The organism is Williamsia herbipolensis, from assembly GCF_036153515.1.
GTDB classification, from domain to species: Bacteria; Actinomycetota; Actinomycetes; order Mycobacteriales; family Mycobacteriaceae; genus Williamsia_A; species Williamsia_A herbipolensis.
The window spans coordinates 2025555-2043320 of record NZ_CP108021.1 but is presented as its reverse complement, the minus strand read 5'-3'; the positions used below and the strand labels follow the sequence as shown (position 1 = coordinate 2043320).

Genomic DNA, 17766 nt, shown 5'->3' with positions numbered 1-17766 from the left:
GGGGTGCTGTGATGCGCCGTCTCGCCGTGGCCGTGTCGTGTGCCGCCGTCCTCGCCACGTCGGCGTGCTCGTTCCAGGGCCTGAACTCGCTACCGGTGCCGGGCGCGCAGGGCACCGGCGACGGGTCGTTCCGCGTCACCGCGCTGATCCCCAACGCCGCCAACCTCGTCCAGAACGCGCCGGTCCTCATGAACGACGCCACCGTCGGCAGTGTCGGTGCCATCACCGTGCGCGACTGGAAGGCCCTGGTGACGCTGCGGCTCAACAAGGGCACACGCATCCCGGTCGGGTCCCACGTCATGGTCGGCATCACCAGCGTGCTCGGATCACTCAACCTGCAGGTGGTGCAACCCGATTCGCCGACGCAGGGATTCATGCGCGACGGCCAGGAGATCCCCGCCTCGCAGTGCCCGACGCAGGACAACATCGCCGCGCCGACCACCGCGGCGCCGGTCGCCGACATCACCTCCGCCCAGCAGGTCGCCCAGTGCACCTATCCGACGGTCGAGCAGGTCCTCAGCTCGCTGTCGGTGGTGCTCAACGGCGGCGGTCTCTCGCAGATCGGCGACGTCATCCACGAACTCAACGCCACGCTCGGCGGCCGTCAGGACACCATCCGGGAACTGATCCCGCGACTGACGACGTTGGTGACCGACCTCGATCGCCAGCGCGGCAACATCGTCCGCGCGGTGGAGGGGCTCGACAGGCTCAGCAGCAGCTTCAACGCCCAGAGCGACACCATCGACCGGGCGCTGGCCGACGGTCCGCGGATCCTCAAGGTGCTCGTCGACCAGCGGGTCCACCTGACCGACACCCTGGCGTCGGTCGGGCGGCTGAGCCGCAACACCGACGACATCCTGAAAGCCAACGGCGACGACCTGACCACGATCGTGAAGAACCTCGTACCGGTGCTCGATCAGCTACAGGCCAGTGGGAAATCGCTGACGCAGTCGCTGAACATCCTCGTGACCTTCCCGTTCGCCGAGTCGGTGATCCCGAAGATCGTCAAGGGCGACTACGTCAACGCGGTCATCAACCTCGACCTCACCAACGGCAGGCTCTCGCGTGGCGCATTCGCCAGCATCGGTGCGGCCGCACCGTCGGCGGTGTACGGACCCGAGGCGGTGCTCGGCAGTCCGGCCGGCGCGGCCAAGCGGGGCGCGAACCCGTTCACCGCACCGCTCCGGGAGGACGCCCCGGAGGTGAAGGGCCGGTGACCATCTCACGGTTCGTCCGCATCCAGCTGATCATCTTCTCGATCATCACGGTGATCTCGCTCGTCGTCGTCGGGTTCTTCTACATCCAGGTCCCCGCCATGTTCGGCGTCGGCCGCTACTCGGTGGCCGTGGAGCTCCCGAGCACCGGCGGCATCTACCCCAACGCCAACGTCACCTACCGCGGTGTCACCGTCGGCAAGGTGTCGTCGGTGACCCTGACCTCGACCGGGGTCCGCGCCGACCTGTCGATCGAGAGCGATCGGAAGATCCCGGCCTCGTCGACGGCCTCGGTGCAGAGTGTCTCGGCGGTCGGCGAGCAGTTCGTGCAGTTCATGCCCGACGCCGACGCGTCGGGGGATCCGCGGGATCTCGTCGACGGGTCGGTGGTCCGCGACGGCCAGGTGCCGACCGAGGTGTCGACGCTGCTCGACCGTTCCAACGCCTTGTTGGCGAAGGTGCAGAGCACCAAGCTGCGACGGGTGCTCGACGAATCGTTCAACGCCTTCAACGGTTCCGGCGAGGATCTGCAGCGGCTGCTCGACTCGCTGTCGCTGTTCGCCGACGAGGCGAACAAGAACTCCGAGCAGACCGCGAAGCTCGTCGAACAGGCCGCGCCACTGCTGGAGACGCAGACCGCCACGGTCGGTGCCATCCGTCAGTGGACCTCGAACGTCGCGCGGTTCACCGATCAGCTGCGGGCGAACGATCCGCAGCTGCGCGACATCCTCGCGAAGGGACCGGGCGTCACCGACCAGGCGCAGGAACTGTTCGCGTCGATGGACCAGAGCCTGCCGCTGCTGTTCGACAATCTCGCCACCGCCGGTCGCACCCTCGCGGTGTACCTGCCGAACCTGCAGCAGGTGCTCGTGCTCTACCCGCGACTGATCCAGGCGCTGATCACCGCCATCAACACCGAGGACCCCCGCAAGGGTGCGAACGTCGACTTCGCGCTGGGGTTCCAGGATCCGGGCGTGTGCACCGTCGGCTTCCTGCCCGCCGAGGACCGCCGCCCGGCGTCGACGATGACCTCGCGTGACCTGCCGCCGGGACTGCTGTGCCGGGTGCCGCAGGACTCCAACCTCGCGGTGCGCGGCAGCCGCAACTTCCCGTGTGTCGAGTTCCCCGGGCGCCGGGCGTCGACGCCCGAGGAATGCCGCGAGGGTTACAAGCCGCTCGCCGAGAACGTGCCGTTCCCCAAGGGCATCCCCGGTGTCACCGGACTGCCGAACGGGCAGCTCACCCCGGCGACGCCGTCGTCGTTCGACGGCGCTCCCGCGGTCTACGGTGCGGCGTACGATCCGGGGTCGGGTTCCGCGATCGGTCCCGACGGCAAGACCTACACCGTCGGTGGACTCGGCGCGGGGACATCGTCGCAGGGAGGAAGCGCCACATTGCAGAGCCTCATCACCGGGACCGTGCAGCGATGAGCGACGACGCCCATCGTCCGCGCACCCGACGCCGGGTGCGACGGCCCGCGGGTCCGCCCGTCGGCGGCGCCGCGGGATCGACGATGACCGCCCCGACCGCGCGTCCGTCGTCGACGACGGTGCCGCGCAAGAGTTCGCCCGTCGGCAAGCTGCGCAAAGCGACACCCGCGGCCACCGCTCCGGTGACCACGGCGCCGGCGGTCGCGGAGTCGGCCGTGACCACGACGCGGGGTGCCGCGCTCGGCTACCGGCAGCGACGGACGGCGGTCACGACGGCCCGCAGCGGCATCGACCGGTCTCGACTCGGACTGCTCCTCGCGGGTGGTCTCGGTGCGGTCGTCCTCGTCGCGCTGGTCGTCGCCTCCACGCTGTTCGCGGTCAACACCTCGTCGATCGACGAGGCGTCGACGCAGCGGGCGCAGTACGCGGCGTTCGCGCGTCAGATGATCGTCAACCTGACCTCGCTGAGCCCCACCACCATCGACACCGCCGTCGACACGTTCCAGAACGACACCAGCGGCAAGGCCCTTCAGCAGCTGCAGGACACCATGCAGCAGACGACCGACCTCATCAAGACCCAGGGCGTCAGCACCAAGGGCACGATCCTCTCCGACGCGGTCGTCGACAGCGATGCCGATTCGGCGACCGTGCTGATCGTCTCGGGCTGGACCATGAAGAATCCCGCCCAGCAGAACCCGGCGCCGGCCCAGGGCTCGTCGGTCCCGCCGGTCACGGGTGACGACACCGTGGTGCAGACCTTCCGCTGGAAGGTGGTCGTCACCAAGATCAACGGCGCGATGAAGCTGACCGACATCGAGTGGGTGACGTGATGGCACCGCAGGTGTTGCGGTCGACGCGGGCGCGGATCGTGACCGGCGTGATGGTGGTCCTGATCATCGCCGCCGCGGCCGCCACGACGGTGCTGGGTCTGCGATGGTCGTCCGCCGTCGACGACCGGGACGCGCGCACCTCCGCGCTCGACGCCGGAAAGCGCTATGCGACGGTCATGTTCGGCTTCACCCCGGCCGATGTCGACGCCAACGTCGCGGCCGCGAAGAGCGCCCTGGTCGGCAACGCCCGCACCACCTACGACCAGATCATGGCCGGCAGCGACCTCTCTGCACAGGTGAAGAAGCAGAAGGTGAACTCGACGGTCTCGATCCAGCAGGCCGGCGTGGTCTCGGCCGACGCGAATCGTGCCGTGGTGCTGATCTTCATGAACCAGTCGGTGGTGCGCGGCGACACCCAGTTGGTGCGCGTCGAGCCGAGCCGCGTGCAGTACTCGATGCGCAAGTCCGGCGACCGCTGGTTGATCGACGACATCGCCGTCATCACCGACGACTCGCTGCGCGACAAGCTCCATCTCGGCCCGCCGCCCTCGACCTCGGCGGCCCCGACCCCGGCACCCCAGGGCTAGCGGAGTCCGAGGATCGTCGCCAGGTCGGCGCACATTCGCGCTGTGGTGAACGTCGACTCGACGAGCCGTCGCCCGTTGCGTCCGTGCTCGGCCGCCAGCGCCGGATCGTCGAGGTAGCGCGACACCGCGGCAGCGACCGCGGCGTCGTCACCGGAGGGCACGACCGCGCCGGTCACCCCGTCCTGGACGTAGTCGTCCATTCCCGGGCTGTCGGTGATGACGACGGGTCGTCCGGTGGCCATGGCCTCCAGGGCCACGGTCATGCCGGACACGTGCAGGTTGGATCGCGTGGTCACCACGACCACGGCGCTGCGCGCGTAGACGTCCAGCACGCCGCTCGGTGACATCCTCGGCAGCAGCGTCAGCCACTCCGGCGGGCTGGTGGAGGTGCTCTGCACGTCGAACGTGGCATGGGGGTGGCTCTGTCGGACCCGTTCCAGCGCGGCGAACAGGGTGTCGGGATCACGGTGCCGGTCGCCGCCGAAACTGCAGACCGCCTGGCTGTCCGGGTAGTCGCGTGCGGCGAAGAAGTCCGGGTCGATCCCGAACAGGAGCGGATCGACGCGGATGCCGGGCAGTAGTTCTTCGAGCGGTCCGACCTGCGCGCGGGACAGGCACCACACCGAGTCCATCTGCAGCAGAACCCGCCGGGCGTCCCACACCAGCGGCGGATCGGTCCGCTTGGTCATGTCGTTGACCCAGATCACGCCGCAGTGGTTCCGTTCGGACCGGTCGCGGACGAGGAGTCGTTTCGCCGCGCCCTCGTCCCAGGCGATCGACACCTGCGCGGGCGGGCCGCCGGCGCCGTCTCTGCGGTACGACGGCGACACGAGTTGGCGCAGCGCCTCCGACGTCGTCAGGGGCGGGTTGTCGGTGTGGACGACATCGACGCCCAGCTCGGCGAAACGGTGCAGACCGTAGGGCCAGAGATCGGGTGCGCGACCGTCCGTGGCACCGGCCTCGGCCCATCGCTCGACGCCGCGCTCGGCGTCGTAGCAGACCTTGAGATCGTGCACGGCGTCGCCGGCGATCAGCTGATGCCGACCAGATCGACCACGAACACGAGGGTCGATCCGCCGGGGATGGGCCCGGAGTCCGAGGCGCCGTAACCCAGTGCGGGCGGGATCACGATCTCGCGGCGACCGCCGACCTTCATGCCCTCGATGCCTTGCGCGAAGCCGGGGACCACGCCGCTCAGCGGGAACTCGACGGGCGCGTCGCCGCTCTTCCAGGACGCGTCGAACACCTCGCCGTTGGTGTACAGGGCGCCGGTGTAGCGCACGTTCACGGTGTCGCCCGACGCGGCGACCTTGCCGTTGCCCGCGACGAGATCGGCGATCAGCAGATCGGACGACGGTGTCCCGGTGCCGGCCGCGATCTTCGCCTCCTTGGAGGTGTCGGTCGCGTTCTCGGTGATCGCCGGGATACCGGCCGATCCGGGGGTGCCGCTGCGCGGTGCCGCCGCCGGGGTCGTCGCCTGAGTGCCGCCGTCGGACGCGGCGGTGGTCTCGGTGGCCGATGTCGCCGCGGTGGACGAGGCCGACGCCGAGTCCGACGAGTCGTCGCCACACCCGGCGAGGACGCCCATCGCGACACACGCTGCGAGAACCGAACTCGAGATCGTCACACTTCGCCGCACAGGGATGTCCATTTCGTCGCAGGATCAGATGTCGCCTGCGACGGTAGCGCAGCGGAAGGGTTCAGCTCTCCGGGGTGTAGCCCATCGGCAGGATGATCGACTTGTGCTCGAGGTAGGACTCGAGTCCCTCGCGACCGTTCTCGCGGCCGATGCCGGAGTTCTTGTAGCCGCCGAACGGCGACGCCGGGTCGATCGCATACCAGTTGATGCCGAGGGTGCCCGTGCGGATCCGTCCGGCGAGTTCGATGCCGCGCTCGACGTCGGCGGTCCAGATCGCGCCGGCGAGCCCGTATTCGGAGTCGTTGGCGATGTCGACGGCCTCGTCGACGGTGTCGTAGTCGATGATCGACAGCACCGGCCCGAAGATCTCCTCGCGCGCGATGGTCATGTCGTTGGTGACGCCGGTGAACACCGTCGGGCTCAGGAAGTAGCCCGACTCGAGGCCCTCGGGTCGCCCGCCGTCGAGGGCGAGTGTGGCGCCCTGCTCGGTGCCGGTGCGGATGTAGCCCTCGATCTTGTCGCGCTGCTTCTCGGTGATGATCGGTCCCAGCCGCGCTTCCGGGTCGCCCGGCTTGCCCGGGGTCATGGCGGCGGCCGCGGCGACGACGGCGTCGACGATCTCGTCGTGGCGTGAGCGCGGCACCAGGATGCGGGTCTGTGCAACGCACGCCTGCCCGGTGTTGAACAGGCCGTAGAAGGCGAGCATCGCGGCGATCTCGTCGACGTTCACGTCGTCGAGCACGATGGCTGCGGACTTGCCGCCGAGTTCCAGCTGGCAGCGCTTGAGCAGTGCGCCGCAGCGCGACCCGATCACGCGGCCGGCCGCGGTGGAGCCGGTGAAGGTGATCTTGTCGACGCCCGCGTGCTCGACGAGTGCCTTGCCGGTCTCGACGCCGCCGGTGACCACCGACAGGACGCCCTCGGGGACGCCGGCCTCGGCGAAGATCTCGATGAGGTACAGCGCCGAGATCGGTGTCTCGGGTGCGGGTTTGAGGACCACCGAGCAACCGGCGGCGAGCGCGGGACCGAGCTTGTTGCACATGAGAAACAGCGGCACGTTCCACGCCGTGATCGCGCCGACGACCCCGACACCCTCGCGCTCGATGCGTGTGGTGCCGAACAGGCCGGTGCGGTGCTCGACCCACGGGTACTCGCGGGCCGCGGCGGCGTAGGCGCGCAGCACGCCGGTGCCGGGGAGCTGCTGCAACATGCCGACGTCGGAGGGCATCGCACCCATCTCGGCGGAGACCAGTGCCTGGATCGCCTCGCCGCGCTCGTCGATCAGGTCCGCGACCCGGTCGAGCACGTCGGCGCGCTCTGCGGGCGACCGTCGGCTCCACACACCGGATTCGAAGGCGCGTCGGGCCGCGGTGACGGCGGCGTCGATGTCGACGGCGTCGCCGTCGGGTGCGCGACCCACCCGCTCACCGGTCGCGGGGGAGTACACGTCGAGCGTGGCCGTCGAGTGCGGTGCGGTCCACGTTCCCCCGATGTAGAGGGTGTCGTGGTCGTGCGCGGAATCGGCGCGGGGATCAGACGGGGCGGTCGCGACGGTGTCGGTCATTGCGGGATGCTCCAGTGCGGTCGAGGGTGGTCCTGCTCACACCGATACTAGAACACGTTCCAGTTTTCTGGTCGCGGGTCAGTCCATCAACTGGAACTGGATCGCGGCGGACACCGATTCGACCGCCTCCGACAGCACGGCGATCCGCTCGAGCGGCGACGGCGCGGCGAGGATCGCGTACCGGTCGGCCTGCCCGAGGGGGAGTTGACCTGCCCATCCGAACGACCGGTCGACGTCTCCGTAGACGGTGTCGTCGAACACCGCGTCGGATCGGCCCGCGGTGCGCACCAGCTCGAACAGGGACCGGATGCTCGCGGCGACCTCGGTGTACTGCGCCTCCAGGCTCTCCGAGTCGCCGACGGTCTCGATCGCCTCGTCGGGGAAGTCCTCGACGATCGCCCTCGGGTACGGATCGTCGGGCAGCCACTCGCGGACGCGGATGCGGTCGGTGCCCACGCAGCGCAGCAACGCGCGGCCGTCGTCCTTGATGTGGTGTTCGACGATGTTCGCATCCGTCGCCACCGAATGCCGTTCGTCGCCACCACCGAGCTCACGCCCGCGCTCGATCAGCACCACCCCGAACGAGGGGTTGTCGGAGCGGAGGCATTCGGCGAGCATCTCGCGGTAGCGCGGCTCGAAGATCTGCAGCGGCAGGATTTCACCGGGCAGCAGCGCCATGCCGAGGGGGAACATCGGCGTCGGCGAACCGGGTGACACTGCCATGGGTCAACGGTAGACCCGTGCGGTACCGATCGGCCATGGTCGCCGCGGCGCCGGGAGGTGATCCGCTCAGCGGACCATGCGTATCTCGGCGACGTTCCATCGCTCGAACCATCCGGCCGTGCCGTCCTCGGCGAAGCCATGCTTGCGGTAGAACGCGATGGCGCGCGCGTTGTCCGTCAGCACCCACAGCTGCGCCGACCGGTCGCCGAGGGCTTTGTCGAGAAGCGCGCCACCCAGACCGGTCCCATGTGTTCGCTCCAGCGTGTAGAGGCCTCGCAACTCGATATCCCGCACGCGTTCGCTACGGGGTGGTCCAGTTGTGGCGAATCCAACGATGCTCTTGTCGACCTCGGCCACGTGCGTGGTCATTCCAGGGGTGGGGTCGGTGCAAAGCGCACGTGTCCAGAGCTCGCGACGTTCGGCGACGTCGAAGGTCGCTGCGACCTCGGGGGCGACGAGGTCGGTGTAGGCCTCCCGCCACGAGGCGACGTGCACCTCGGCGAGCTGTTCAGCATCGGTCGGCTCAGCGCGGCGCAGGGTGAACGCCGGCGGCCGTTCGAGGTGACTCAGCTGGGCTTGGCGTCGAGGACGACCTCGAATTCGAGCAGGTCGGCGCCGCTCGACACCGGGTTCGCGCGCTCGCCGGCGTGGGCCGCGCGTGCGGGTCCGCCCGACCACGCCTCGAACGCCTCGTCGGACTCCCACTGCGTCACCACGAAGTAGCGGTCCTCGCCCTTGACCGGGCGCAGCAGCTGGAAGCCGAGGAAGCCCGGCGTCCCGTCGACGGTGTGTGCTCGGTTGGCGAACCGCTTCTCGAGCTCGGGTCCGGCACCCTCGGGCACCGATATCGCGTTGATCTTCACCACGGCCATGGTCGCTATCGTATCGGTCGTGACAGCCGACGAGCGGTGGGCGGAGACGGGCCTGCGGGACCACGGTTCCGACCTCGGCGCGGACGCACCCACGATCGTCCTGCTGCACGGACTCATGGGGCGCGGACGCACCTGGCGACGTCAGATCCCCTGGCTGCGCAGACACGGGCGCGTGTTCACCGTCGACGCGGCCTTCCACACCGGCGCCGACGCCGGGTTCGACATCGACGACGTGGCCGCCGATGAGATCGCCACCGAGCGATTCGTCGCCGACGTCGCCGAGACCCTGGTCTGGATCGATCGCGGTCCGGCGGTGTTGGTCGGGCACTCGATGGGTGGCCTGCACGCCTGGTGCACCGCCGCGGAGTACCCGGAACTGGTCTCCGCGCTCGTGATCGAGGACATGGCACCGGATTTCCGCGGCCGCACGACAGCGGACTGGACACCGTGGTTCGCCTCGTGGCCGCAGCGGTTCGACTCCCGGTCGGCGGCCGACGACATGTTCGGCCCCATCGCCGGCCGCTACTTCTACGAGGCCTTCGACGACGGTCGCCTGCACGGTGACGTCGAGATCTTCGCCGCCATCGCCCAGGAGTGGGGTGGTCGCGACTTCTGGTCGCAGTGGCGTCAGGTCCAGGTGCCGACCCTGCTGCTCGAGGCCGAGCACGGCGTCACCCCGCCGGGGCAGATGACGATGATGGCCGAGATGAACTCGTGTGCAGCCCATCTGATGATCCCGGTGGCCGGGCACCTCGCCCACGACGACCGCCCGGGGATGTACCGCGGCGCGGTCGAGGCGTTCCTGTCGTCGATGTTCGACTGAGCGGGCCACGGCGGGTCGGGGTCAGCCGCCTTCGCCGGCGAGGCAGAAGCGGCCGTCGGACGTGGTCTCCATGAGGCCGTCGGCGAGGAGGGAGTCCAGGGCCCGTTCGCGTTGGCCGACGTCGGTGAGCCACACCGCGTCGATGCGGTCGCGTCCGACCGGACCGTCGGCGGCGCGGAGTTGGTCGAGGATGAGGCCGCGGACCTGACGGTCGGTGCCCGCGAACTTCTGGACCTTGCGCGGGGTGTCGAGCGCGGGCCGGCCGATCTCGACCCAGAGGCACTGCGGCAGCGGGCAATCCCCGCACCGTGGGTTGCGTGCGGTGCAGACCAGCGCGCCGAGCTCCATCAGGGCTGCCGAGAAGCGAGGTGCGACATCCCGATCCCGGGGGAGCAGGGCCGCCGCGTCGTCCATGTCCGACCGGGTCGGGTTGCCGGCGTCACGCCCGTGCAGGGCGCGGGCGATGACGCGGCGGACGTTGATGTCGACCACCGGCACCGACTGGCCGTAGGCGAAACACGCGACGGCGCGTGCGGTGTAGTCGCCGATACCCGGCAGTGTCAGGAGGGTGTCGACGTCGGACGGGACGACGTCGCCGTGATCCTGCGCGAGCACCGTCGCACAGGCGTGCAGGCGCATCGCGCGTCGCGGGTAGCCGAGTTTGCCCCAGGCGCGCACCACCTCGCCGACCCCGGCGGCGGCCATCGCCGAGGGCACCGGCCACCGCGCGACCCACTCGAGCCAGATCGGTGCGACGCGCGCCACCGGTGTCTGCTGCAACATGATCTCGCTCATGAGGATCTGCCAGGGCGTGACTCCCTCTGCGCGCCAGGGCAAATCGCGCTCGTGGTCGTCGAACCACGCCAGCAGGCGGCGCGTCACGTCCGAATTCGGCACAATGTCAGCCATGGCAACCATGACTCCCGCACAGGCGTGGCGCGAGATGCGCGAAGGTAATGACCGATTTGTCGGCGGTGAACCCAAACATCCCAGTCAGGGTATCGACGACCGGACCCGACTGACCGGCGGGCAGGCCCCGAAGGCCGTGCTGTTCGGCTGCTCGGACTCCCGCGTCGCCGCCGAGATCGTCTTCGATCAGGGGCTCGGCGATCTCTTCGTCGTCCGCACCGCCGGGCAGGCCATCGACTCCGCGGTCCTCGGGTCGATCGAGTTCGCCGTCGCCGTGCTCAAGGTGTCGCTGATCGCTGTGCTCGGCCACGACAGCTGTGGCGCGGTCGGTGCCACGATCAAGGCCGTCGACGAGGCGCAGATCCCCGGCGGCTACATCCGCGACGTCGTCGAGAAGGTGACGCCCAGCGTTCTGGCCGGCAAGGCCGAGGGCCTGACCCGCGTCGACGAGTTCGAGGCGCGACACGTGCAGGAGACCACCAAGCTCCTCACCGATCGCAGCCAGATCATCGCCGACGCGATCGAGGCGGGCACCCTGGGCATCGTGGGCCTCACCTACAGCCTCGCCGAGGGCAAGGCGCATCTTCGCGAGGCGGTGGGCGAGGTCGACGATCAGCCCGACAGCGATCACGCCCTGCAGAAGGTGTGATGTGCACCCGCGGCGACGACACGCCGCCGCGGGTCGGACGGGGCGGACCACTCGACCGTTAGCGTTGGTGTGTGTTGGAACCGCAGGGCCCGCTGCCACCCGAGATCTACTGGCGTCGGCGCGCGCTCGCGGTCGGTGTGGTCGTCCTCGCGCTCATCGTCGTGATCGGTCTGATCATCTGGGCCTCCGGTGGTTCCGATGAGTCCCCCCGGAACACCAGCGCGAGTGTCTCGTCGAGTCCGTCGCTGACCTCGGTGCCCTCGAGCGCCGACGCCTCGGAGAGCATCGCCGGCGGGTCGGGCGGATCCGGCGGGTCCGGTTCGGGCGGCAGCGGTGTCCCCGGCCAGTCGCAGGCGTCGGGCTCGGTGGCCTCGGGTGTGGTGCCCGGCGCTTCGTCGTCCTCGTCGGCGGCACCGACGGCGGTGCCCGCGAGCGGCCTGTGTCCCGACCAGAACATCTCGGCGGTTCTCTACACCGACAAGCCGACCTACACCGTCGGCGACAAGCCGGTGTTCACGATCGTGATCACCAACGCCGGCCTCGCCGAGTGCACCCGTGACGTCGGCAAGGACATGCAGAACGTGACGGTCCGCAGTCTCGACGGCACCCGCTACATCTGGTCGGCGACCGACTGCTCACCGATCAACACGATCAACAACCAGTTGCTCAAGCCGGCCCAGCAGTTCAAGGACACCATCGTGTGGTCGGGGACCACCAGCACGCCGGGGTGCAAGACCCCGCGTCGTGTGGCCGCGGCCGGTCCGTACCAGGCGGTCGGCTCGCTGGGGGAGAAGCTGAGCGCTCCCATCACGTTCAACTTCGCCGACCCGCCGCGCCAGTAGAGCCGGGGTCAGTCGAACCGCTCGATGGTCGTCTCGGCCAGGCGCGACAGTCCTTCTCGGATGTGGCGGGCCCAGATCTCGCCGATGCCGTCGATGGCCTGCAGATCCGACGCGCTCGTCGCGAGCAACGACTGCAACGTCCCGTAGCTGCGCACGAGACGGTCGAGGTGCGCGAACTGCAGCCCGGAGATACGGGCCAGCAGGCGGTAGCCGCGCGGACTCATCGTGGTGTCCTGCGCGTCGAGCGTGGTGGGGTAGCCGAATGCCCCGGCGAGCAGCGTCGAGTCGAGCAGGTCGGTGTCGTTGAGGGCCTCGATCGCCTCGAGTGCCTGACGCACCTCCTCGATGGTCGCGGGCTCCGGGCTCGAGTAGTAGTCGCGCACCACGAGTTCGCGCATCGAGTCGTTGTCACCGACGAGTTCCTCGAGCTGCAACGACAACTGGCGTCCGTTCGCGCCGAGTTCGAGCACGTACTGTTCGATCTCCACAGACACCCGCCGCACCATCTCCATGCGCTGCACCGCGGTCATCGCCTCACGCAGCGACACGTAGTCCTCGATCTCGGCGCGCGACAGCGCGGCACTGACCTCGTCGAGTCGGGTCTTGTAGCGCTGCAACGTCGCCACCGCGAGGTTGGCACGCGACAGGATCGGATCGGACCCCTCCACCACGTGTCGGATGCCGTCGACGTACGCACTCACGATCGACATCGACGCGCTCACCGAGATCACCGGGTGCCCGGTCTGGATCGCGGTGCGTTCGGCGGCTCGGTGCCGGGTGCCCGACTCCTCGGTAGGGATCGACGGATCGGGCACCAATTGCACGTTGGCGCGCAGGATTCGGGTGCCGTCGGTCGAGAGGACCACCGCCCCATCCATTTTCGACAGCTCTCGCAGGCGGGTGGGTGCGAACTCAACGTCGAGGTGGAAGCCGCCGTCGCAGATGCGTTCGACGAGTTCGTCGTACCCAAGCACGATCAGCGCGCCGGTGCGTCCGCGCAGGATGCGTTCGAGCCCGTCGCGCAGACCGGTTCCGGGTGCCACCCGTCCGATCGTGGCGCGCAGGAGATCGCCGTGCGCCGTGTCCACCATCGCGACAGCCTTTCGTTACGGGTGTTTACCGTGCACTAGATTAACTGCGGGTGAGAACAACCTTTGTCGTGCCCGACGATCTGGACGCCCCCCGCCGCGGCGACGACGTCGTCGCACCCGGCGACACGATCCCCCCGCACAACCCCATGTGTTACGGCTGCGGCCCGCGTTCGCCGCACGGTCTGCACCTGTCGATGATCGCGGGCGAGGGCGTCACCGCGACCGGTGAACTGCTGGTGGAGCCGCGATTCGAGGGTGGTCCCGGCGTGATCCACGGCGGCATCCTGGCCAGCGTCTTCGATGAGTCGATGGGGCTGGGCCTCATGCTGATGGGTCTCACCGCGGTCACCGTGGTCCTCGACATCGACTACGCCCGCCCCGTTCCCATCGGCACCCGACTGCGTCTCGACGCCCGCGTGCTCGGGACCCGACGCCGACAGGTCTACGCCGAGGCGACCGCGACCGTCCTCGGTGCCGACCGCGCGGCCGGGGAACCTGTCGCCGGTGCCCACGGGTTGTTCGTGATCGTCGACCCGCACGCCCACTTCGGTCCGACGCGAGATCTCGGTCAGAAGGAATAGGTGTCCACGCTCGTCACGAGCGCCGCACGCACCGCCTCGTGCAGGTCGGCGACCTCGGTGATCTTGATGCCCTTGGGCAGGTCGGGTGAGCCCGCCGGCACGATCGCGTGCCGGAACCCCAGCCGTTTGGCCTCGGCGACCCGGCGGCCGACGCCGGAGACGCGTCGGACCTCGCCGGCCAGGCCGACCTCGCCGATCGCGACCGTCGACCGGGGCAGGGCCTTCTTGCGGACGATGGACCCGACGGCGAGGGCGACCGCGAGATCGGCCGCGGGTTCGGTCAGCTTCATGCCGCCGACGGTCGCGACGTAGACCTCCACGTCGGACACCTTCACCGCGATCCGTCCCTCGAGGACGGCGAGGATCATCGCCACCCGCTGCGAGTCCAGGCCGCTCACGGCGCGCCGTGGTGAGCCGTTCTGCGTCGGCGCGACCAACGCCTGCACCTCACCGACCATGGGCCGCTTGCCGTCCATCGCCACGGTGATGGCGGTGCCCGGCACGTCGGAGTCGCGGTGGTGCAGGAACAGCCCGGACGGGTCGGGGACCTCGTGGATGCCGTCACCGCGCTGCTCGAAACAACCGACCTCATCGGACGCACCGAACCGGTTCTTGATGCCGCGGACCATGCGCAGCGACGAGTGCTTGTCGCCCTCGAACGCCAGCACGACGTCGACGAGATGTTCCAGTGATCGCGGGCCGGCGACCGCGCCGTCCTTGGTCACGTGACCGACCAGCACGATCGCGATGCCGGTGTTCTTCGCGAGCGACGTGAGTGCCGTGGTGACCGAACGGATCTGTGTGACACCGCCGTTCACTCCGTCGGACCCCGACGCGACCATCGTCTGCACCGAGTCGACGATCATGAGCGTCGGCGCGACCTGTTCGGCGTGGCCGAGCACGGTGTCGAGATCGGACTCGGCGGCGAGGAACACCTCGGGGTGCACGGCGCCGGTGCGTTCGGCGCGCAGACGCACCTGCGCCGCGGATTCCTCACCGGTCACGTAGAGCGACCGCTTGCCCTGTTCGGCCCATCGCTTCACGGCCTCGAGCAGCAGCGTCGACTTCCCGACGCCGGGCTCGCCGGCGAGCAGGACCACCGACCCCGGTACGACACCCGCGCCGAGGACACGATCGAGTTCGCCGATGCCGGTGGGGAACGCCGCGGCCGCCGTCGGGTCGATCTCGGTGATGCGGCGGGCCGGGGACGACGGAGCGACGGCGGTCGATCCACGGCTCGCGCTCGCGGCGGTGGCGACCTCGTCGATCGAGCCCCACTCACCGCACTCCGGGCACCGGCCGACCCACTTGGCCGATTGATGGCCACACGAACGACAGCGATACGACGAGCGGGGTTTGGCCACTCGTGAACCCTAGATGCGGGCTGTGACAGGGGTGGGTGGGGCGAGTGCCGAGCCGATCAGCCCTCGCCGCCCTCGGCGGGCTCGGGGTTGAGCAGCTGGTCGGCGCGACGCTGCAGTTCGGAGCCGGCGTCGATCGGGACGCGGACGGTGGTCTTGCCGGCCTTGGCGAACGCGAACTCCATCGGCACGGTGAGGCCGGGGGTGATCTGCTTGCCGTATCCGCTCACGGTGACGGTGATGCGGGTCTCGCTGGGGTCGGACGCATTGTTGTCCGGCGCCGACGGGCTGGTCGGCGAGGCCGACGTGACCGACGACTCGGCCGCGACGAGCAGCTGCGAGGGCTGGCCCGCGCGCAGCGACTTCGTGGCCGGGATGTCGGTGGCGCCGGAGAACGAGACGCTCCCGCCGCCGGGCAGCGTGATCGACTCGAGCTTGTCGTCCTGGTACGGGCTGTTGTTCGAGATGAGGAACGCGACCTCGAGCGGGCTGCCGTTGGCGAAGGCCTGCGTGCCCTGGCTCGGGAACACGATGTGGACGTCGCGCAGGGCGATGTCGCCGAGCGTGGCCGACGAGCCGTTGACCGCGGCCTGCTGGTTCGCGGTCTGCGCGATCTGACCGGCGCCGCAGGCCGAGACACCGAGCGCCAGTGCGCCGCCCAGCGCTGCGATCGCCACGGCGCGCGCCGCACGACGGCCGGGGGTGCGAGCGGGGACCTTCGCGGGAGTGAGCACAGACACCGGGTTTCCTCTTCTGCCTCGTCGACCCTGACGGGTCGCGCCGATCTTGCACTACGGAGCGTAGTGGCCGTGACCGGTTCGAGCGCGTTCGGGTGGCGAATTGGCGTCGGCCCCCGCGGGTGTGCCGTGGACCGATCATCGACACTTCACGGGTGATCGCTGCTGGTAGGCCGCTGACCTGCACTGTTGTGTGATGTGCGAAACAGTCCCGTGTTAGACTGGGCAAATCGAAAGGGGCTTGGAACATTGAATTTCAAAGTCGGTGACACCGTTGTATACCCCCATCACGGTGCAGCGAAGGTCGAAGACATCGTCATCCGCACCATCAAGGGAGAGCAGGTCGAGTACGTCGTCCTGAAGATCGCCGACGGTGACATGACCGTCCAGATCCCGTCCACCAAGCTCGAGTACGTCGGTGTCCGCGACGTCGTCGGGTCGGAGGGTCTGCACAAGGTGTTCGACGTGTTGCGTGCCCCGCACACCGAGGAGCCCACGAACTGGGCGCGCCGGTTCAAGGCCAACCAGGAGAAGCTCATCTCCGGCGACATCATCAAGGTCTCGGAGATCGTGCGTGACCTGTGGCGTCGTGAGCAGGACCGCGGTCTGTCCGCGGGTGAGAAGCGCATGCTGACCCGCGCCCGTCGTGTCCTCGTCGACGAGCTGTCGCTCGCACAGGGCACCGACGACGCCAAGGCCGCCATCATCCTCGACGAGGTTCTCGCAGCGGCCTCCTAGGCCGCTCATCCCCCACCCGTGACGACCGTCGCGCTGATCCCGGCTGCGGGGTCCGGTACCCGGTTGGGTGCGGGGATGCCCAAGGCGTTCGTCGACCTCGGCGGCCGCACCATCCTCGAGCGATCGGTCGACGGTGTGTTCGCCGCCGGCGTCGACGAGGTCGTCGTGGCCGTCCCGGCCGAACTGCTCGACGCCACCCGGTCGATGCTCCCGCGTGTCCACGTGGTGATCGGCGGGTCGGTGCGCAGCGACTCCGTCCGCGCCTGTCTCGCCGAGGTCGGTCCGTCCGCGTCGGATGTCGTGCTGATCCACGACGCCGCCCGCGCACTCACCCCACCCGAGGTGTTCACCCGCGTGATCGACGCGGTGAGCCAGGGCTCCGACGTCGTGGTCCCTGCCGTCCCGGTCACCGACACCCTCAAGCGGGTCGTCACACAGCAGTCCGGGGCCGTCGAGACCGTCGTCGCCACCGTCGACCGCACGCCGCTGCGCGCGGTACAGACCCCGCAGGGTTTCCGCCCCGAAGCGCTGCGGCGCGCTCACGCCGCGGCCGGTGACGCCACCGACGACGCCGGCCTGGCCGAGGCCGCCGGCTACGCCGTCCACGTGGTGCCCGGCGACCTGATGGCCTTCAAGATCACCACCGCGTGGGATCTGCGGATCGCCCGCATGCTGCTCGAGTCGACAGGAGTCCGGTAGATGCGCGTGGGGATCGGCACCGACGTCCATCCCGTCCAGCCGGGTAAACCCTGCTGGATGGTGGGCCTGCATTTCCCCGACGACGACGGGTGCGAGGGTCACTCCGACGGCGACGTCGGGGTCCATGCGCTCTGTGACGCGCTGCTCTCGGCGGCGGGTCTCGGCGACCTCGGTGCGGTCTTCGGCACCGGCCGTCCCGAGTGGGACGGTGTCGACGGCGCCACGATGCTCACCCACGTGCGCGGGCTCGTGTCCGACGCCGGTTTCGTCGTCGGCAACGCCGCGGTGCAGGTGATCGGCAACCGCCCGAAGATCGGTCCACGCCGCGAGGCCGCGCAGCGGTTGCTGTCGGATCTGGCCGGGGGACCGGTGTCGGTGTCGGCGACCACCACCGACGGACTCGGCCTGACAGGGCGCGGCGAGGGTGTCGCCGCGGTCGCCACCGCACTGTTGCTCGTCGCCGACTGAGTAGGATCG

General features: G+C 69.5%; 21 protein-coding genes. 11 read left to right on the top strand and 10 right to left on the bottom strand.

Annotation, left to right across the window (positions count from 1 at the left end; all coding sequences use genetic code 11):
• Positions 1-11 precede the first annotated feature (11 nt).
• From OG579_RS09195 to OG579_RS09180, 4 genes are read left to right on the top strand one after another with little or no spacing between them, the layout of a single operon-like run.
• Positions 12-1217 (top strand): MCE family protein, encoded by a 1206-nt coding sequence (locus OG579_RS09195; protein ID WP_328858880.1) that lies wholly within the window; start codon positions 12-14, stop codon positions 1215-1217.
• Positions 1214-2644, top strand: a complete 1431-nt coding sequence (locus OG579_RS09190) for an MCE family protein (RefSeq protein WP_328858879.1) — start codon at positions 1214-1216, stop codon at positions 2642-2644. Before OG579_RS09195 ends, OG579_RS09190 begins: the two co-directional genes overlap by 4 nt.
• Positions 2641-3474 carry a hypothetical protein gene (locus tag OG579_RS09185; protein WP_328858878.1) on the top strand — a complete coding sequence of 278 codons (834 nt, stop codon included), beginning with the start codon at positions 2641-2643 and terminating at the stop codon, positions 3472-3474. Before OG579_RS09190 ends, OG579_RS09185 begins: the two co-directional genes overlap by 4 nt.
• On the top strand, positions 3474-4061 hold the full coding sequence (locus tag OG579_RS09180; RefSeq protein WP_328858877.1) for a hypothetical protein: 588 nt from the start codon (positions 3474-3476) through the stop codon (positions 4059-4061). The genes OG579_RS09185 and OG579_RS09180 overlap by 1 nt, the downstream gene beginning before the upstream one ends.
• On the opposite strand, the gene OG579_RS09175 is transcribed toward OG579_RS09180, so the two are convergent.
• The 6 genes from OG579_RS09175 to mhuD form a co-directional block, all read right to left on the bottom strand.
• Positions 4058-5077, bottom strand: a complete 1020-nt coding sequence (locus tag OG579_RS09175; protein WP_328858876.1) for a glycosyltransferase family 4 protein — start codon at positions 5075-5077, stop codon at positions 4058-4060. The genes OG579_RS09180 and OG579_RS09175 overlap by 4 nt on opposite strands.
• Before the next feature lie 14 nt (positions 5078-5091).
• Complete coding sequence (locus tag OG579_RS09170) at positions 5092-5649, bottom strand: FKBP-type peptidyl-prolyl cis-trans isomerase (RefSeq protein ID WP_082502234.1); 558 nt, start codon at positions 5647-5649, stop codon at positions 5092-5094.
• A gap of 112 nt (positions 5650-5761) precedes the next feature.
• Positions 5762-7264 carry an aldehyde dehydrogenase gene (locus tag OG579_RS09165; protein ID WP_045821866.1) on the bottom strand — a complete coding sequence of 501 codons (1503 nt, stop codon included), beginning with the start codon at positions 7262-7264 and terminating at the stop codon, positions 5762-5764.
• 78 nt (positions 7265-7342) lie between these two features.
• Positions 7343-7987, bottom strand: a complete 645-nt coding sequence (locus OG579_RS09160; protein ID WP_045821867.1) for an LON peptidase substrate-binding domain-containing protein — start codon at positions 7985-7987, stop codon at positions 7343-7345.
• Positions 7988-8053: 66 nt separating this feature from the next.
• Positions 8054-8482, bottom strand: coding sequence for a GNAT family N-acetyltransferase (locus tag OG579_RS09155; RefSeq protein ID WP_328858875.1), 429 nt, complete (start codon positions 8480-8482; stop codon positions 8054-8056).
• 71 nt (positions 8483-8553) lie between these two features.
• On the bottom strand, positions 8554-8859 hold the full coding sequence (mhuD, locus tag OG579_RS09150) for a mycobilin-forming heme oxygenase MhuD (protein WP_055793265.1): 306 nt from the start codon (positions 8857-8859) through the stop codon (positions 8554-8556).
• A 19-nt stretch (positions 8860-8878) separates the two neighbouring features.
• Between mhuD and OG579_RS09145 the strand changes: the two genes are divergently transcribed.
• Complete coding sequence (locus tag OG579_RS09145; protein ID WP_408068771.1) at positions 8879-9682, top strand: alpha/beta fold hydrolase; 804 nt, start codon at positions 8879-8881, stop codon at positions 9680-9682.
• Between the two features lie 21 nt (positions 9683-9703).
• Here OG579_RS09145 and OG579_RS09140 read toward each other — a convergent pair whose 3' ends face one another.
• Complete coding sequence (locus tag OG579_RS09140; RefSeq protein ID WP_328858874.1) at positions 9704-10591, bottom strand: A/G-specific adenine glycosylase; 888 nt, start codon at positions 10589-10591, stop codon at positions 9704-9706.
• Between OG579_RS09140 and OG579_RS09135 the strand changes: the two genes are divergently transcribed.
• Both OG579_RS09135 and OG579_RS09130 read left to right on the top strand, forming a co-directional pair.
• Positions 10590-11240, top strand: coding sequence for a carbonic anhydrase (locus OG579_RS09135; protein ID WP_045821870.1), 651 nt, complete (start codon positions 10590-10592; stop codon positions 11238-11240). The genes OG579_RS09140 and OG579_RS09135 overlap by 2 nt on opposite strands.
• Positions 11241-11311: 71 nt before the next feature.
• The gene (locus OG579_RS09130) at positions 11312-12082 is read left to right on the top strand and encodes a hypothetical protein (protein ID WP_045821871.1); all 771 of its coding nucleotides are present in this window, start codon (positions 11312-11314) and stop codon (positions 12080-12082) included.
• A gap of 8 nt (positions 12083-12090) precedes the next feature.
• Here the strand turns inward: OG579_RS09130 and disA are convergent, their stop codons facing one another.
• On the bottom strand, positions 12091-13173 hold the full coding sequence (disA, locus tag OG579_RS09125) for a DNA integrity scanning diadenylate cyclase DisA (protein WP_045821872.1): 1083 nt from the start codon (positions 13171-13173) through the stop codon (positions 12091-12093).
• Between the two features lie 50 nt (positions 13174-13223).
• Between disA and OG579_RS09120 the strand changes: the two genes are divergently transcribed.
• On the top strand, positions 13224-13754 hold the full coding sequence (locus OG579_RS09120; protein ID WP_328858873.1) for a PaaI family thioesterase: 531 nt from the start codon (positions 13224-13226) through the stop codon (positions 13752-13754).
• Here OG579_RS09120 and radA read toward each other — a convergent pair.
• Complete coding sequence (radA, locus tag OG579_RS09115) at positions 13742-15118, bottom strand: DNA repair protein RadA (RefSeq protein WP_045821874.1); 1377 nt, start codon at positions 15116-15118, stop codon at positions 13742-13744. The genes OG579_RS09120 and radA overlap by 13 nt on opposite strands.
• A 56-nt stretch (positions 15119-15174) precedes the next feature.
• The gene (locus OG579_RS09110; protein WP_328858872.1) at positions 15175-15855 is read right to left on the bottom strand and encodes a hypothetical protein; all 681 of its coding nucleotides are present in this window, start codon (positions 15853-15855) and stop codon (positions 15175-15177) included.
• 246 nt (positions 15856-16101) lie between these two features.
• On the opposite strand from OG579_RS09110, the gene OG579_RS09105 reads away from it, so the two are divergent.
• Genes OG579_RS09105 through ispF form a run of 3 tightly spaced genes read left to right on the top strand, consistent with a single transcriptional unit; the run spans position 16102 to position 17757 of the window.
• A complete protein-coding gene (locus OG579_RS09105; protein WP_045821876.1) occupies positions 16102-16590 on the top strand; it encodes a CarD family transcriptional regulator in 489 nt (162 codons plus the stop codon).
• 18 nt (positions 16591-16608) lie between these two features.
• Positions 16609-17289 carry a 2-C-methyl-D-erythritol 4-phosphate cytidylyltransferase gene (gene ispD / locus OG579_RS09100; RefSeq protein WP_328858871.1) on the top strand — a complete coding sequence of 227 codons (681 nt, stop codon included), beginning with the start codon at positions 16609-16611 and terminating at the stop codon, positions 17287-17289.
• Entirely contained in the window at positions 17290-17757 is a 468-nt protein-coding gene (ispF, locus tag OG579_RS09095) for a 2-C-methyl-D-erythritol 2,4-cyclodiphosphate synthase (RefSeq protein WP_045821878.1), read from the top strand. It begins immediately after the preceding gene.
• Positions 17758-17766: the final 9 nt, after the last annotated feature.

What these genes read in the sequence shown, in the direction of transcription:
- OG579_RS09160 (WP_045821867.1), bottom strand. Translation starts at nt 7,987, where the DNA reads ATGGCAGTGTCACCCGGTTCGCCGACGCCGATGTTCCCCCTCGGCATG.
- ispF (WP_045821878.1), top strand. Translation starts at nt 17,290, where the DNA reads ATGCGCGTGGGGATCGGCACCGACGTCCATCCCGTCCAGCCGGGTAAA.
- disA (WP_045821872.1), bottom strand. Translation starts at nt 13,173, where the DNA reads ATGGTGGACACGGCGCACGGCGATCTCCTGCGCGCCACGATCGGACGG.
- OG579_RS09135 (WP_045821870.1), top strand. Translation starts at nt 10,590, where the DNA reads ATGGCAACCATGACTCCCGCACAGGCGTGGCGCGAGATGCGCGAAGGT.
- mhuD (WP_055793265.1), bottom strand. Translation starts at nt 8,859, where the DNA reads ATGGCCGTGGTGAAGATCAACGCGATATCGGTGCCCGAGGGTGCCGGA.
- OG579_RS09180 (WP_328858877.1), top strand. Translation starts at nt 3,474, where the DNA reads ATGGCACCGCAGGTGTTGCGGTCGACGCGGGCGCGGATCGTGACCGGC.
- OG579_RS09165 (WP_045821866.1), bottom strand. Translation starts at nt 7,264, where the DNA reads ATGACCGACACCGTCGCGACCGCCCCGTCTGATCCCCGCGCCGATTCC.
- OG579_RS09140 (WP_328858874.1), bottom strand. Translation starts at nt 10,591, where the DNA reads ATGGCTGACATTGTGCCGAATTCGGACGTGACGCGCCGCCTGCTGGCG.
- OG579_RS09185 (WP_328858878.1), top strand. Translation starts at nt 2,641, where the DNA reads ATGAGCGACGACGCCCATCGTCCGCGCACCCGACGCCGGGTGCGACGG.
- OG579_RS09170 (WP_082502234.1), bottom strand. Translation starts at nt 5,649, where the DNA reads ATGGGCGTCCTCGCCGGGTGTGGCGACGACTCGTCGGACTCGGCGTCG.
- OG579_RS09195 (WP_328858880.1), top strand. Translation starts at nt 12, where the DNA reads ATGCGCCGTCTCGCCGTGGCCGTGTCGTGTGCCGCCGTCCTCGCCACG.